This is a genomic window from Parabacteroides merdae ATCC 43184 (assembly GCF_025151215.1).
GTDB lineage: Bacteria > Bacteroidota > Bacteroidia > Bacteroidales > Tannerellaceae > Parabacteroides > Parabacteroides merdae.
In genome coordinates this window covers 2,877,969-2,893,736 of sequence record NZ_CP102286.1, presented here as the reverse complement: position 1 = coordinate 2,893,736, position 15,768 = coordinate 2,877,969, and the positions used below count along the sequence as shown (strand labels likewise).

General features: G+C 46.8%; 15 protein-coding genes and 1 tRNA gene. 6 read left to right on the top strand and 10 right to left on the bottom strand.

Annotation, left to right across the window (positions count from 1 at the left end; all coding sequences use genetic code 11):
* The first annotated feature begins 76 nt into the window (after positions 1-76).
* On the top strand, positions 77-2,371 hold the full coding sequence (locus NQ542_RS12105) for a RelA/SpoT family protein (protein ID WP_005634199.1): 2,295 nt from the start codon (positions 77-79) through the stop codon (positions 2,369-2,371).
* A 94-nt stretch (positions 2,372-2,465) separates the two neighbouring features.
* Here the strand turns inward: NQ542_RS12105 and NQ542_RS12100 are convergent, their stop codons facing one another.
* The 3 genes from NQ542_RS12100 to NQ542_RS12090 form a co-directional block, all read right to left on the bottom strand.
* Positions 2,466-2,861, bottom strand: coding sequence for a DUF3127 domain-containing protein (locus NQ542_RS12100; RefSeq protein ID WP_005634197.1), 396 nt, complete (start codon positions 2,859-2,861; stop codon positions 2,466-2,468).
* An 87-nt stretch (positions 2,862-2,948) separates the two neighbouring features.
* Complete coding sequence (locus NQ542_RS12095) at positions 2,949-3,305, bottom strand: MerR family transcriptional regulator (RefSeq protein ID WP_005634196.1); 357 nt, start codon at positions 3,303-3,305, stop codon at positions 2,949-2,951.
* Positions 3,306-3,320: 15 nt separating this feature from the next.
* Positions 3,321-4,304, bottom strand: a complete 984-nt coding sequence (locus NQ542_RS12090) for a M23 family metallopeptidase (RefSeq protein ID WP_005634192.1) — start codon at positions 4,302-4,304, stop codon at positions 3,321-3,323.
* Positions 4,305-4,401: 97 nt separating this feature from the next.
* Between NQ542_RS12090 and alaS the strand changes: the two genes are divergently transcribed.
* From alaS to NQ542_RS12075, 3 genes are all read left to right on the top strand, one after another.
* Positions 4,402-7,029, top strand: coding sequence for an alanine--tRNA ligase (alaS, locus tag NQ542_RS12085; protein WP_005634190.1), 2,628 nt, complete (start codon positions 4,402-4,404; stop codon positions 7,027-7,029).
* A 170-nt stretch (positions 7,030-7,199) separates the two neighbouring features.
* On the top strand, positions 7,200-8,264 hold the full coding sequence (gene aroB, locus NQ542_RS12080; protein ID WP_022321829.1) for a 3-dehydroquinate synthase: 1,065 nt from the start codon (positions 7,200-7,202) through the stop codon (positions 8,262-8,264).
* A 36-nt stretch (positions 8,265-8,300) separates the two neighbouring features.
* Positions 8,301-8,375: transfer RNA gene (locus NQ542_RS12075), tRNA-Pro, on the top strand.
* Positions 8,376-8,432: 57 nt separating this feature from the next.
* On the opposite strand, the gene NQ542_RS12070 is transcribed toward NQ542_RS12075, so the two are convergent.
* Both NQ542_RS12070 and NQ542_RS12065 read right to left on the bottom strand, forming a co-directional pair.
* Positions 8,433-8,726 carry an HU family DNA-binding protein gene (locus NQ542_RS12070; protein WP_256682253.1) on the bottom strand — a complete coding sequence of 98 codons (294 nt, stop codon included), beginning with the start codon at positions 8,724-8,726 and terminating at the stop codon, positions 8,433-8,435.
* Between the two features lie 284 nt (positions 8,727-9,010).
* Positions 9,011-9,400 (bottom strand): response regulator, encoded by a 390-nt coding sequence (locus NQ542_RS12065; protein ID WP_005634180.1) that lies wholly within the window; start codon positions 9,398-9,400, stop codon positions 9,011-9,013.
* A 288-nt stretch (positions 9,401-9,688) separates the two neighbouring features.
* Here NQ542_RS12065 and NQ542_RS12060 point away from each other — a divergent pair, with 288 nt between their 5' ends.
* Positions 9,689-9,952, top strand: coding sequence for a hypothetical protein (locus NQ542_RS12060; protein WP_005634177.1), 264 nt, complete (start codon positions 9,689-9,691; stop codon positions 9,950-9,952).
* Between the two features lie 87 nt (positions 9,953-10,039).
* Here the strand turns inward: NQ542_RS12060 and rpsA are convergent, their stop codons facing one another.
* The 3 genes from rpsA to NQ542_RS12045 all read right to left on the bottom strand — a co-directional run bounded on the left by rpsA (position 10,040) and on the right by NQ542_RS12045 (position 12,904).
* The gene (gene rpsA, locus NQ542_RS12055) at positions 10,040-11,833 is read right to left on the bottom strand and encodes a 30S ribosomal protein S1 (RefSeq protein ID WP_005634175.1); all 1,794 of its coding nucleotides are present in this window, start codon (positions 11,831-11,833) and stop codon (positions 10,040-10,042) included.
* A 152-nt stretch (positions 11,834-11,985) separates the two neighbouring features.
* A complete protein-coding gene (locus tag NQ542_RS12050; RefSeq protein ID WP_005634173.1) occupies positions 11,986-12,345 on the bottom strand; it encodes a hypothetical protein in 360 nt (119 codons plus the stop codon).
* A gap of 1 nt (position 12,346) precedes the next feature.
* The gene (locus NQ542_RS12045) at positions 12,347-12,904 is read right to left on the bottom strand and encodes an RNA polymerase sigma factor (RefSeq protein WP_005634172.1); all 558 of its coding nucleotides are present in this window, start codon (positions 12,902-12,904) and stop codon (positions 12,347-12,349) included.
* Between the two features lie 150 nt (positions 12,905-13,054).
* Here NQ542_RS12045 and NQ542_RS12040 point away from each other — a divergent pair, with 150 nt between their 5' ends.
* Positions 13,055-13,468 carry a DUF6249 domain-containing protein gene (locus tag NQ542_RS12040; RefSeq protein WP_005634170.1) on the top strand — a complete coding sequence of 138 codons (414 nt, stop codon included), beginning with the start codon at positions 13,055-13,057 and terminating at the stop codon, positions 13,466-13,468.
* A gap of 126 nt (positions 13,469-13,594) precedes the next feature.
* Here NQ542_RS12040 and NQ542_RS12035 read toward each other — a convergent pair whose 3' ends face one another.
* Positions 13,595-14,683: an NAD(P)H-dependent flavin oxidoreductase gene (locus NQ542_RS12035; RefSeq protein WP_005634168.1), complete on the bottom strand. Its 1,089-nt coding sequence runs from the start codon at positions 14,681-14,683 to the stop codon at positions 13,595-13,597.
* Between the two features lie 228 nt (positions 14,684-14,911).
* Entirely contained in the window at positions 14,912-15,730 is an 819-nt protein-coding gene (locus tag NQ542_RS12030) for a phosphate ABC transporter substrate-binding protein (protein ID WP_005634165.1), read from the bottom strand.
* Positions 15,731-15,768 lie beyond the last annotated feature (38 nt).

Here is a 15,768-nt window from a genome sequence, read left to right as displayed (position 1 = left end):
TCGCATTCGGGGATATATAAGCAAATATTTATATATATTTGCCTACATACACGTTAAAAACGGAAGGGCATTCGATATGAGCGACATAAATGATACAAAAGACACAGCAGGCATGCAGCCCGACCAGAAGGCGAAACCCGCTCTCTCGGCCGACGAGCAGATGATTCAGGACGGCTTTAACGCGCTGTTGCAGGATTACCTTAATTCAAATCACCGGCGTAAGGTGGAACGCATAACCAAGGCGTTCAATTTTGCCAATCAGGCACATGCCGGCGTGAAGCGTCGTTCGGGCGAGCCTTACATCATGCACCCGATTGCCGTGGCGCGTATTGTTTGCCGCGAGATGGGACTGGGTTCCACTTCCATCTGTTCGGCTTTGTTGCACGACGTGGTGGAGGATACCGAATATACGGTCGAGGATATTAAGGACATGTTTGGCGAGAAGATCGCCCAGATCGTGGACGGCCTGACGAAGATATCCGGCGGTATCTTCGGCGAACAGGCATCGGCACAGGCAGAGAATTTCCGTAAGCTGTTGCTGACGATGAGTGACGATATCCGGGTGATCCTGATCAAGATAGCCGACCGTCTCCACAACATGCGTACTTTGGGTTCCATGTTGCCCGCGAAGCAGTTCAAGATAGCCGGTGAGACGCTTTACCTTTATGCCCCTTTAGCACACCGTCTGGGGCTTTTCACCATCAAGACAGAGCTGGAAGACCTGAGCTTTAAGTATGAGCATCCGCAGGAATATGCCTTTATCAATCTGAAATTGAAATCTACGGAAGCAGCCCGTAACACTTTGTTCGAGCATTTTGCCGTGCCGGTGGACAGGAAGTTGAAGGAGATGGGGCTCAACTATGAAATGCGTGCCCGTGTGAAATCCGCCTATTCCATCTGGAACAAGATGGAAAGCAAAGGCGTCAGTTTTGAAGACATCTACGATATATATGCCGTCCGTATCATCTTCGACCCGCTGCCGGGGGTGGATGAGAAGAACCAATGTTGGGATATCTATTCCGCTATCACGGATATCTACCGCATCCGGCCGGACCGTATCCGCGACTGGGTGAGCCGTCCGAAAGCCAACGGTTATCAGGCGTTGCACCTGACCGTGATGGGACCTGACGGGCAATGGGTGGAAATACAGATCCGCAGCCGCCGTATGGACGAGATTGCCGAGAAAGGCTTTGCCGCCCATTGGAAGTATAAGGAGCATAATATAGAAGAAGATACGGAGCTCGACAAATGGTTGCAGACCATTACCGAGATACTGGAAAGCCCGGACCCGAACGCTTTGGACTTTCTTGATACGATCAAGCTGAATCTCTTTACCTCCGAGATATTTGTCTTTACCCCGAAAGGCGACATCAAGACGTTGCCCCAGGGGGCTACTGCCCTGGACTTCGGATATGCCCTTCACTCGGATATCGGGAACAAGTGTATCGGTGCGAAAGTCAACCATCGTTTGGTTCCGCTCAGCCATCAGTTGGCAAGTGGCGACCAGGTAGAGATCCTGACCTCCCGTTCGCAGAACCCGCAACCGGAGTGGTTGAATTTCGTCACGACAGCAAGGGCACGTGCCAGGATTGACGCTTACCTGAAAAGGATTCGTAAAGAGGCGGCAAAAGAAGGAGAAATTAAGGTGATCGATGCTTTCAAACGCAATAATTTGGAGGCAAATACATCCAATATAGACAAACTATGTATGTATTTCGGTTTCTCTAAACGCGAAGAATTCTACTATGCAGTAGAGAAAGGGGAGGTGATCCTGCCGGAAAATATCCACAAATTGCTGAAAGAGAAAACGGACAATGTTCTCTTTAAGTACGTCAAACAGGCGCTCCGGGTAGCAACGAAAGCGACTACCGGGAAGAAAGAGGAAGAGGAACAACCGAAAGAAAAACCGAAATATGACAAGAAGAAGCCTTATATCCTGAAGGAGGAAGCTTTCGAACGCAATTACGTCATTGCCGATTGCTGTAAACCGATTCCCGGCGACGAGTCGTTGGGCTTTATCAATGATGACGGCAACGTGGTAGTCCACAAACGTTCCTGTCCGATCGCCATGCGCCTGAAAAGCAGCTTTGGCGAACGCATCCTGAATACGGAATGGAGCAGCCATCATTCCTCGTTCGAGGCGACGCTCGAGATTAAGGGTATCGACTCGATTGGCGTGTTGAACACGATCACCCGCACGATATCCGATGACTTCAATGTCAATATCATCCGCCTGCTGATTGAGGCGAAAGACGGAGTGTTCGAAGGAAAGGTGAAGATGAAAGTACACGATGTGGAGGATATCCAGCGGATGTGCGTAGTCCTTTCCAAGATAAAGAATATCCAGTCTGTGGCTCGTGTAGCGGACTAAGTCGAAAAAGCCATATCCTTTTGCCCTAAAAGGTATAGCTTTCGATAGAAAAGATCCTATCCTTTTGCGCAAAAGGATAGGATCTTTTTGTTTATTAGAATGGCAGATCGTCAATCGGATTGGCCGGACCGAAATCAGGAACAGCAGATGCTGCAGGTGCGGATGCCGGCACTACGTTTTCAGGAGTCATGGCTCCCGGTGCCGACTGGGGAGCGGCGGCCATCGGGCGTTCCACTTTCCATGCATTGATATTTGTGAACCAACGTCCCTGATATTCACGGCTGTCTATGTCAAAAAATACTGTAAGTTCTTCTCCGGGCTGTATGGCTGCCTGATCGATGCGGTCTGCACCGAAAATCTGGAAGCATACTTTCTTAGGGTATTGGTCATGTGTTTCCAGGACATATTCCTGTTTTTTCCACTCGTTTCCGTTTTTGCTGATACCGCCTTGAACCGGCAGTACGGCGATGATTCTTCCCGTAATTTCCATGTTTCTTGTTTTTATTAAATTGCTGCGAAGGTACGATTTTCCGGCGTAACAAGCTAATTCTTTAAAGTCGTTTTTATGGTGTAAGGGCTATTTGGAAGCTTCCAACGCTTCGAATGCTTCCTTCATGGCGAGCAATTCTTCCTTGATCTGTTTCAACCTGTTTACGATCTCTTCGTGGCGTATCGTTGTCTCCGGGTTCTCTTTCAGCTTTTGCCGGGCGCCCGCCAGTGTCATCCCCCGCTCTTTCACCAGGTGGTAGACCAGGCGTATTGCGTCGATGTCTTCCTGCCGATAGGAGCGGGTTCCTTTGCCTGTCTTGCGTGGACGTATTTGGTCGAATTCCTTCTCCCAGAAGCGCAGGGTAGACTCGTTGACGTCGAACATCTGCGCCACCTCGCTGATGGAGAAATAGAGCTTTAGATTTTTATCTTTATTTAATGCCATCGTATTAAACAATGTTTAATCCATTACCTGGCCGTGATTTTCGGCAATCTGTATCATACGGTCGTATTCTTCCGGAGTCAGGTCCATGTAGTAGTACTTGGAGGGGTTGTCGTATTTGCCGCGGACGATCACCTCGTAGTGAAGGTGCGGGCCGGTGGATTTCCCTGTATTTCCCACTTCTCCGATCACTTCTCCGCGCTTTACTTTCTGTCCGACACGCGCCCGGAACTTGCTCAGGTGGCCGTAAAGCGTCTGGAATCCGTGCCCGTGATTGATCATCAGGCAGTTTCCATATCCCTGTTTCCAGGCAGCAAAGGTAACGACTCCGTCGCCGGTTGCATAGACTTCCGTGCCCACTTTGGCGGAAAAGTCCATGCCTGAGTGGAAGCGGGGAGTACGGTAGATCGGGTCGATACGCACACCGTAGCCGGATGCCGTACGTTTCAGGTCCTTATTGGCAATCGGCTGTATGGCGGGAATACATTTGCTTCGTTCTTCCTGGTTCTTGCCCAATGTGATCAGCTCCTCCAGCGAGTTGGATTGGACATAGAGCTGTTTGCTCAGCATGTCCATCTTCCGGGTGGTCGAGACGACCAGTTCGGGGTTGGACAGGTTCATCAGGTGTTCATACCGGTTGGTCCCGCCGAAACCGGACTTGCGGACGGATTCGGGGATCGATTCCGCCTGGAAGATCGCCCGGTATAAGTTCTCGTCGCGTTGCTGTATGTCATCCAAGACTTCCAGCGCATTGTTCAGGCGCAACGAAAGCACTTCGTATTGTGTCTGCAACAGCTTGTTCTCCTTCTTTAAAAGCGATTCGACCGGCGAGTCGAACGTGCGCGAAAAGATAAAGAAAATGCCTACGCCGATCACGATACCGATGCTCAGGTGGCGGAGCACACCGAAAAAACGGTCTTTGGCGGAGGGGTAAACGCGCTCGTAACTGAGCGTGTTGGGGTTATATAAGTAATATGTTTTTCTGCTTTTAAATAGTTTCATCAAATATTTTCTTGCTTGGATACGTGCAAAAATAATAATTTGCTGTACTTTTGCAAATTGTTTTTCAGAATATTAACGAGACTATATAGAATAGATTATGTTGACAGCAAAAGAAATCCGTGAATCATTTAAAGACTTCTTCGCTTCCAAGCAGCACCAGATTGTGCCTTCTGCTCCGATGGTGGTGAAGGGCGACCCTACATTGATGTTTACCAATGCAGGTATGAACCAGTTCAAAGATATAATCCTGGGGAACGTACCCCGTAAATATCCACGTGTCGCGGATTCACAAAAGTGTCTTCGTGTGAGTGGAAAGCATAACGACCTGGAAGAGGTCGGACACGATACGTATCACCACACCATGTTCGAAATGTTGGGAAACTGGTCGTTCGGCGACTATTTCAAACAGGAGGCGATCAACTGGGCATGGGAATACCTGGTCGAAGTGTTGAAACTGAATCCCGACCGTTTGTATGCCACCGTGTTCGAAGGAAGTCCTGCCGAAGGCCTTTCGCGCGACGACGAGGCTGCCGGCTATTGGGAGAAGTTCCTGCCGAAAGCTCATATCATTAATGGCAACAAACACGATAACTTTTGGGAAATGGGTGATACGGGGCCTTGCGGTCCTTGTTCTGAAATCCATATCGACCTCCGTCCGGAAGAAGAACGTGCCGCTATCCCCGGCCAGGACATGGTGAACAAAGACCATCCGCAGGTGATCGAAATCTGGAACCTGGTGTTCATGCAATATAACCGCAAGGCCGACGGCTCGCTCGAACCGCTGCCTGCCCGTGTGATCGATACCGGTATGGGGTTCGAACGTCTCTGCATGGCTTTACAGGGTAAGACATCCAACTACGATACAGACGTATTCCAGCCGATCATCAAAGTGATTGCCGATATGGCGGGTACTGCTTATGGCAAGGACAAACAACAGGACGTGGCCATGCGTGTAATCGCCGACCATATCCGTACGATCGCTTTCGCGATTACGGACGGGCAGTTGCCTTCCAATGCAAAGGCAGGTTATGTCATCCGTCGAATCCTGCGTCGTGCCGTCCGTTACGGCTATACGTTCCTGGATCGCAAAGAGTCCTTCATGTATAAGCTGTTGCCCGTACTGATCGAAACAATGGGAGACGCTTATCCCGAACTGATCGCGCAGAAGACGTTGATCGAGAAGGTGATCAAGGAAGAGGAAGAATCTTTCCTGCGTACGTTGGAAACCGGTATCCGTTTGCTGGATAAGAAGATGGAAGAAACAAAGGCTGCCGGAAAGAACGTGATCAGCGGCGTAGATGCCTTTACATTATATGACACATACGGATTCCCGTTGGATTTGACCGAGTTGATCCTGCGTGAGAACGGCATGGAAGCCAATATCGACGAGTTCAACGTCGAGATGCAGAAGCAGAAGGACCGTGCCCGTAACGCTGCCGCCATCGAAACCGGCGACTGGGTGGTGCTGAAAGAGGGCGGATGCAATTTCGTGGGTTACGACTTGTTCGAATGCGATGCCGAAATCCTGCGTTACCGCCAGATCAAGCAGAAGAACAAGGTCTTATATCAGATCGTTCTGGACCAGACTCCGTTCTACGCGGAGATGGGTGGACAGGTCGGCGACACCGGTTGGTTGATTGCTGACGACGAGACGGTCGACGTGATCGACACGAAACGCGAAAACAACTTGCCTGTACATCTGGTCACTAAATTGCCGAAGGATGTGACGGCGACTTTTACTGCCAAGATCAACGAGAAGAAACGTATCCAGTGCGAATGCAACCACTCTGCCACTCACCTGCTGCATGAGGCGTTGCGTGAGGTGCTGGGAACACATGTCGAACAGAAAGGTTCATACGTTTCTCCCGATTCTCTGCGTTTTGACTTCTCCCACTTCCAGAAAGTGACGGACGAAGAAATCCGTAAGGTGGAAAAGCTGGTGAGCGAAAAGATCCGTGCCAACTATCCGCTGGAAGAGCATCGCAATATGCCGATTGCCGAAGCGAAAGCATTGGGCGCTATGGCTCTGTTCGGTGAAAAGTATGGCGATGAAGTCCGTGTGGTCAAATATGGCAACTCTATCGAATTGTGCGGTGGTACGCATATCCCTGCGACCGGCATGATCGGTTCCCTGCGTGTGGTCGGCGAAAGCTCCATCGCGGCAGGTGTGCGCCGTATCGAAGCGGTAACGGCCGAAGCGGCTGAAAACTACACCTTCATGTTGCAGGATTCCCTGCGTGAACTGCGTGCGATGTTCAACAATGTGCCGAACCTGTCTCAAACCATCAAGAAGGCCATCGAAGAGAATGCCGAACTGAAGAAGCAGGTAAGCGACTACGTGAAAGAGAAAGTGCAGTTGCTCAAGAAAGAACTGATCGCAAAAGCCGTTGAGCGCAATGGTGTCAAAGTGATCGCTTTCCGTGGTGAGGCCAGCGTGGATGCCATCAAAGACCTGGCTTTCCAGATCAAGGGGGAAAGCAATACGGAGGAAAAGGTTTTCTTCGTGGCTGGAATCAAAGACGGTGAGAAATGCGCGTTGATGGTTATGCTGAGCGAGCCGTTGGTGGCTGAAGGCTTGAATGCCGGCAAACTGGTGAAAGAAGCGGCAAAACTGATACAAGGCGGCGGAGGCGGTCAGCCTCATTTTGCAACAGCCGGAGGTAAGAATGTGGCCGGACTGGGTGAAGCCATCGAACATATCTTGGACGCAGCCGGTCTGAAATAAGAAGAAAGAGACGTTTCCCCTGCAGGAAATGATAGTTTCATGCAGGGAAAACTTTTGTTCCATGCCTATGAAGCTTTTGTTCCATAGGCATGGAATTTTCTTTTCCCTGTTTTGATAATCGGATAACATATAATACCTTTGTCGCAACGATTATAATAAAAAAGGACATTATGGCCGCTCAAAAAGTAGTAATCAGCAAGGATCTCAAAGCCGATTTGCAGGCATTCTTTGCTTCCATGAGTTATGATAAACTCTTTATCCTGACCGATACGAACACGCAAGAAAAGTGTTATCCGCTGATAAAAGATATCCCAGCTTTGCAGGATACCCCGGTCATTACCGTGCAGGCGGGTGATACTCATAAAGACATCGAACAGGTCGCCTATATCTGGTCGCGTCTCTCGAACGAAGGAGCTTCCCGAAATTCGCTTTTGGTCAATCTGGGCGGCGGTATGATTACCGATATGGGAGGCTTCGCCGGTGCGACTTTCAAACGCGGACTGCGGACCGTCAATATCCCGACTACCCTGATGGCTTCTGTCGATGCGGCCGTGGGGGGAAAGACCGGGATTAACTTCAACGGCCTGAAGAACGAGGTCGGCTCTTTTTATCCACCCGAATGTGTCTTTATCGATTGCGAGTTCCTGCGTACGCTCGACCGCGACAATCTGCTTTCCGGCTATGCCGAAATGATCAAGCATGCGCTTATCAGTTCGATGGATATTTACGCTTCCGTCCTGCTGTTCGACCTCGACGCGAAGATCGATTATGCTTTTCTGAACAGGATGGTCGCCCAATCCGTAGCCGTAAAGGAACGTATCGTGGAGGAAGACCCGAAGGAGCACGGCATCCGTAAGGCACTGAACTTCGGCCATACGATCGGTCATGCCTACGAAAGTTTGTCCTTTAAGAAGGACCGTCCTTTGCTGCACGGCCATGCTGTTGCCGCCGGTATTGTCAGCGAATTGTACCTGTCTCATAAAGTATGTGGTTTCCCGATGGAGAAACTGAGTCAGGTCGTCTATTATTTGAAGGAGTATTATCCGGCTTTCGTGTTCGATTGCAAGGATTATGATACCTTATACGAGCTGATGACGCACGATAAGAAGAATGAAGCGGGAATCATCAACTTCACCTTGCTTTCTCAAGTCGGTGATGTTCAGATAAATCAGCAGGTGAGTAAGGAGAAAATACTCGAATCCCTGGATTTTTATCGTGAAAGCTTTGGAGTATAACGAAAAATAGTTACCTTTGCAGCCGTAAAACAAAAACGGGGTGTAGCTCAGCCCGGTTAGAGTACGCGTCTGGGGGGCGTGTGGTCGGAAGTTCGAATCTTCTCACCCCGACAATAGCTGAGTAAATAAAAAAAGACTTACTTGTAAAAGTAAGTCTTTTTTTATTCTTTATTTGTTCATCTGCTCCAACAGGTGGGGAGCGCATTTGAAATGAATGATGGTCCTGGGAGACAGCTGTACGGCTGTACCGTTTTTCAGGTTTCGTGCTGGGCGGCTGGATTGAAAACGAGGTTTGAATGAGCCGAAACCATGCAGGCAGATTCTTTGACCTTCTTTGACTTCCTGGACAATTAGTTTTTGCATTTCATCGATTGTCCGTTTGACATCTTTTTTGTTTAATCCTGTTTTTTGAGCCAGGATATTGATAAGCTGACTTCTGTTCATTTTAGTTTCGTTTGTAATAAAGTATATTTCGTTCTATATGAAAATCCATTAGTGCCGGTCGGGTATAGTTTTTCTTGTGAAAAATAATTTTACCCACCTCTTAAACCGGAGATTCAATGTTTTGTTCGGGAGGAGTTTATAAAGAAAATTAATGCGGATATCTCCGTAAAATGAAAGGTTTTTGATAAAAATGAAGGGGAGGGTTTGCTGGTTAAGGTGTCTGTGGAAAAGCAAAAAATGGAATAGCCATAACAATCGTTATGGCTATTCCATTTTTTTATAATATGTCGGCTTTCAGCTTCTTACCAGATTATCTGCGGCAAGAATTTGGAGATCGTTTTTTTTAGTTCAACGATATTGATGGGCTTGGTGATAAATCCGTTGCTTCCGGCAGCACGGGCGGCTTCCATGTCATTTTCGAAGGCATAGGCGGACTGCATGATAATCGGTATGTTTGTGTCTTTCTTTCTAATCTCTTTCAGAGCTTCTATACCATTCATTTCCGGCATTTTTATATCCAGCAAAATCAAATCGGCTCCTTTTTCAGCAAAAACTTTCAATAGCTCCAGGCCGGTTCTGGCTTGCAGAACGTTACAGTGTCTTTTTAAGATGGTTTTTAATAGTAGGAAATTACTTTCCTCGTCTTCTGCGATCAAAATAGTTACATTGTAGTTGTCTTCGTTCGTGCCCATATCTTTTATATTATCTGTGAACAAATTTCAGCATTAATTTTTACAAAACCAAATAGAATAGAACTTATTCTATGTTTGGAGATCCGGTTTCTCCTTGCTCATCATGGAATATCGTGAGGTCGGGATCGGATTTGTTTTTCATGTTTATTGAAAATAAAAGGCTTGAAAGGTTGAAAGATCCGAGGATGTTTGTATATTTAGTGCATGAAACGAAGCTGCAAGATTAAACTTACCGCTTTGAGGAATGGTTATTAATGAAGAACAAGTATAACTTTTAAATCAAACATCATGGGAAAGAGTCAATTAATTCACAACAACGAGTTTCATTTGATCAGTAAAGCTGAAATTCGCAAAGCTACAGGTAAATTGGTAGAATCATTGAATCTGGCGGCCGGTTCAACGGACGGGTTCGATATTTATAAGGTAGTGGACGCTTATTTTACGGACCTGGACAAGCGTCATGAAGTGAATGCTTTGTTGGGTATCGGCGAAAGTTGCCAATATTACGGTGAACAGGAACAGGTAGAGGAAGTGATCAAGGAGGTAGACTAAGAGCACTTTCTCTATTCTTTTTTCAGGCAATAAAAAAGGAGATATCCGGATGGACATCTCCTTTTGTTTTATTTGAAAAGACGGTAATTATTTACCAGCCAATTTTTCTTTCAGGGCAGCGAGTTCTTCAATGTCACCCAGTGTAGTCTTTTCAACCGGACCGGTTACCATTGCAGATTCTTCTTCTTTCTTTCCACCGCGTTTTGAAGATGATTTCTTTTCGCCAGTTTCTTTCTTAGCGCCTTTCTGTTCATCTTCGAAGATACGGCTGTGAGAAAGGATGATTCTCTTAGCTTCCTTGTTGAATTCGATCACCTTGAACTGCAGTTTTTCGTCTACAGCAGCCTGAGAACCGTCTTCTTTTACCAGATGTTTCGGAGTTGCGAAACCTTCTACGCCGTAAGGCAGAGAGATTACAGCACCCTTATCCAGTACTTCGATGATTGTTCCTTCGTGGATAGAACCTACAGTGAAGATTGTTTCGAATACATCCCAAGGATTTTCTTCCAGCTGTTTGTGACCTAAGCTCAAACGGCGGTTTTCTTTGTCGATTTCCAGAACCTGAACTTCGATTTCAGCACCGATCTGAGTAAATTCTGACGGGTGTTTGATTTTCTTTGTCCAAGACAGGTCAGAGATGTGGATCAAGCCGTCTACGCCTTCTTCGATTTCTACGAATACACCAAAGTTAGTGAAGTTACGAACTTTAGCCATGTGGCGAGAACCTACCGGGAAGCGAGATTCGATATCTTCCCACGGATCAGCTTTCAGCTGTTTGATACCCAATGACATCTTACGTTCGTCGCGATCCAGGGTCAGGATAACAGCTTCGATTTCGTCACCTACTTTCATGAAGTCCTGAGCAGAACGCAAGTGCTGTGTCCAAGACATTTCAGAAACGTGGATCAGACCTTCTACGCCCGGAGCGATTTCGATGAATGCACCGTAGTCAGCCATAACGACAACTTTACCTTTTACTTTGTCACCCACTTTCAAGTTCGGATCCAAAGCATCCCAAGGATGCGGAGTCAGCTGCTTCAAGCCGAGAGCGATACGCTTCTTTTCATCATCGAAGTCAAGGATAACCACGTTGATCTTCTGATCCAGCTGAACGATTTCTTCCGGATGAGAAACGCGGCCCCAAGACAGGTCTGTGATGTGGATCAAACCGTCTACGCCACCCAGGTCGATGAATACACCGTAAGAAGTGATATTCTTGACTGTACCTTCCAGTACCTGGCCTTTTTCAAGTTTGGAGATGATGTCTTTCTTCTGCTGTTCGAGTTCAGCTTCGATAAGAGCTTTATGAGATACAACAACGTTCTTGAATTCCTGGTTGATCTTAACGATCTTGAATTCCATTGTCTTACCTACAAATACATCGTAGTCGCGGATCGGCTTGACATCGATCTGAGAACCCGGCAAGAATGCTTCGATACCGAATACGTCAACGATCATACCGCCCTTCGTACGACATTTAATGTAACCTTTGATGATTTCGTCTTTTTCAAGAGCTTCGTTTACACGATCCCAAGAACGTGTAGCGCGTGCTTTCTTGTGAGACAGGATCAGCTGTCCTTTTTTGTCTTCCTGGTTTTCGATGTAGACTTCTACTTCGTCACCAATTTTCAGATCCGGGTTGTAACGGAATTCTGCCATAGATACAACGCCATCTGATTTGAAACCGATGTTTACTACAACTTCACGTTTGTTCATTGCAGTTACGGTTCCCATAACGACTTCTTTGTCCTTTACTGTGTTCAAAGTCTCGTCATACGTTTTTACAAGATCGTCCTTGCTTACTTCACCGTAAGAATCGCCCTTTTCAAGAGCATCCCAGTTGAAATCTTCAATGGGCTGAATGTTCTTTAAATTTTCCATTCTCTAATTGTTAATACTTAAGTTTGTTTTAATTAGTAAGTTAGACATTATGTTGTCATCTCTCAAAAATCGGGGCAAAGGTAATGCTTTTTTCTGACTTGCAAGACTTTTTGCATGGAAAAAACAATCTTTTGGGCTTGTAATACCGCTACTTACATCTTTTCTTTCTGAGACATCTGCCTCCTTTTGAATAGTTGCCTGAATTTGTAATCGGCTCCCAGCAGGATGAGGGCAAGCATCCCGATATAGGCATAGAAGGGGAGTGTGCTCATATTGGGGATCTGTACGGATATTGGGGAAATATTCATATAAAGGAATGAAGCGATCGCGATACCGACCATAAGCAGCGAGGCGGCGATGACGGCAATCCATCCCCAGCGTTCGTTGCGTTTGCGTATCCGTTCGGCTTCGGCCATGATCTGTCTTATCGCGTTGGCTCGGAACGAAGCCGGAAGCTCCTCTTCCGGCATCCGGCTGAACAGGTCTTTCAATATGTCATTCTTCTCTGTCATTTTATTGTTCCTCCATTCCTTTTAATACAAAAAACAGTTTCTTTCGTATGCGGTGCAATTTCACTTTTATATTAGATGCAGTCAATCCGGTGATCGTCGCCACTTCGTCGATCGTTTTTTCTTTCATATAAAAGAGCAGGATGATCGCCCGCTCATCGGGTGGCAATTGGGCGAGGGCGGCATCGAGCATCTGTATCTGGTCGGAGCTGTCTGTCCTGTCTAGTGCTTCGGCTACTTCTTGTTCCGATACATTATTAATAACCGATTCCTCGATCGCCAGAAACTCGTGTCTCTTTTTCCGTGTTTCCGAGATGGCTGTATTGTAGGCGATCCGGTAGATCCACGTGGAGAAACTGCATTCCCCTTTGAACGACGAGAGGTGCTTGAACACCTTCATAAACACATCCTGTGCCAGTTCCTCCGCATCTTCCCGGTTTCTGACTACCTTTAGGATTAACGAATGAACAGGACGGCTGTATTTATCCAGAAGGCAGGCAAAGCATGCCGTATCTCCCGCTTGTATCCTTTGTATATAATATGTGTCGGTATACAACTCCATCGTATTATAATGGACGCAAGCCGGGCGAATAGGTTACAACTTGCATCGGCAAAAATACAATATATTTTTTCCCCCCGATCTGTAACCTTTCGGAAAGAGATGCGTCAAAAGTAGCAAAGAAATTAATTAATCATTTAAAACAATACAGTTATGATGGATTTTATTACAGCTCCGCTGGTTGTCGGATTCATTTGTTTAGGTATTTACGCTTTGTTTGAACTGTTCGTTCGTCGTAAAGAACGTTTGTTGATCATTGAGAAGATCAGTGAAAGAATGGATATTGCTGATTTGGGAAAAAGGCTGAGCCTCCCTTCGTATGGTTTGCCTCGTTTTTCGTTTAGCTCTTTAAAAACGGGATGTCTGTTGATGGGAATCGGCTTAGGGATACTTGTAGGCTTTTTCTGTAATTTAATTGTTGCTGCTAATAGTCATTCATTGGATTTTCGTAATGAATATGAAGCTATCAGTTCAGCTTATGGCGCCTCCGTCCTTTTGTTTGGAGGTTTGGGATTGATTGTCGCATTCGTTATCGAGACGAATATGAAGAAAAAAGAGGATAAATGATAAAGTTTTCACTTTTTTCTCAAGGTGAAAGTTTATTTTTACTTGCAGGAGAATAAATTTTCATCAGCAAGCAACAAAAGTTTCATCGGCGGGAAACAAAAGTTCCAAGCCGATGAAACTTTTTGTTTATCGGGAGGAAAGAGTCGGTTGGTCAGAGCGTTTCCACTCGTTGATCAGCTCGCTTATCGTTTCTTTCACCGACATGATGCGGGTTGTCCGCCAGGCATTGCTTCCTGCGAAAGCGTAGCCGTTCTCGAAGTTCCCTTTGAAGGCATTGTACAGGGCTGTTACGATACAGTAGGGGCTTCGCGAGATATCGCATGTCTTGATGCAGTTGAAAGGACAGACCTTCGGCTGTTTCATCCCGGCTTTTACCTTTTCGAGAAAATGACTGTGGATTGCTCTGCCCGGCATTCCGACCGGACTTTTGATGATCTCGATATCCTTCTCCTGTGCCTTGACGTAGCTTTCCTTGAAAGCATCGGAAGCGTCGCACTCGGTAGTGGTGACGAAACGGGTTCCTAACTGAACGCCCGATGCTCCCAGGTCCATCACGCGTTTGATGTCTTCACCCGTGTAAATGCCTCCTGCTGCAATTACCGGGATTCTCTTGTTATATTTTTCTTCGAAGTGGGAAACTTCTTTCACTACCTGAGGCAGCAGTTCTTCGAGTGAAAAATGCTCGTCTTCCAGCTGGTTCTCCTTGTATCCTAAATGGCCGCCGGCTTTTGGCCCTTCCAGCACAACGGCATCGGGAAGGTAGTCGTAGTTGTTTTTCCATTTTTCGCAGATGATGCGGACGGCACGTGTACTGGAAACGATGGGGACGAGCTTCGTCACGCTGTCTTTCTTCAGGAAAGACGGCAGGTCCAAAGGTAGTCCGGCACCGCTGAAAATGATGTCTACCTTTTCCGCAATACTGGTTTTCACCAGTTCGGCGAAGTCTGAAAGGGCGACCATCACGTTCACGCCGATAATGCCTTTGGCCTTCTCGCGGGCTTTCCGGATCTCGGCTGCAAGGCCCAGATTGCCGGCTTCGGTGTAGTTGGGAGAAAGTTTCTTATATAAGAGACCGAGACCGGCGGCGGAGATAACGCCAATCCCACCTTCATTTGCAACGGCTGAGGCTAAGCCGGAGAGAGAGATTCCTACGCCCATTCCACCCTGGATGATTGGAATGCGGGCTTTCAGATCCCCAATTGTTAATGTCTTCATGTAAGTAAAATGTGTAAATAAAAAATATATATGTGGCAAAGGTAGCACAATAAACCAAAGAATGTGCAAAATCAACCGATATTATGCACAAATAAATAATGACTGTGCATTCCCTCTTGTCCCCGCGCTTGACGCGGGGACGCAAAAAAGCCGGCCATATCAATCAGATGTATATGGCCGGCTTTAACGCGATCCCGTGTCAAGCGTGGGAGCTATATGGTTTTTGACTTATTTTACCGGGATATAACCGACTTGTTTAACCGTTGCTTGTCCTTCAGCCGATAAGATATAATCGATAAAGGGTTTCACTTTGCCTTCATTCTTTACATCGTAGTAATAGAACAACGGACGGACGATCGGATATGCCTTGTTTTTTGCATTCTCGAAGGATGGCTCGGTGAATGTTTTGCCTGCATCGTAAGAGACATGAATCGGTTTTACTTCTTTGTTTATGTAAGCCAAACCGACATAGCCGATGGCTCCTTTTGTCTGGCTGACAGACTGAATGATGGCTCCTGTTGCGGGCATGCTAAGGATGCCGTTCATATAGTTCTTGTTCTTCAGGACACTTTCCTTAAAGAATTCGTATGTTCCGGAAGACGTTTCGCGCGAATAGGCTACGATCTTCATGTCGGCACCGCCCACTTCTTTCCAGTTCTTGATCTTTCCTGTGAAAATGCCTTCCAGCTGTTCACGCGTCAGGTTGGACACTTTATTGGACGGGTGTACGACTACTGCCAGTGCGTCGTAAGCGATCACCACTTCTTTGGTGCTTTTCTTCGCTTCCTGCAATTTGACTTTTTCATCGAATTTCATCTTACGGGAAGACATGGCGATATCGGTTGTCCCTTCCATCAGGGCTGAGATACCAACGCCGGAGCCGCCGCCCGTCACGGTTATCTTTGCCGATTTATTTTTGTTGATGAAGTTTTCTGCTTCCGTCTGGCTTAAGGGAAGGCAAGTGTCGCTCCCTTTAATTCTCTGTGCAAACACGTTCGATACAAACATACAGGCGGCTACTGCGGCCATAACAATTGTCTTTCTCATTACTCTGTTTTGAATTAAATTTCTGTATGCAAAGTAAA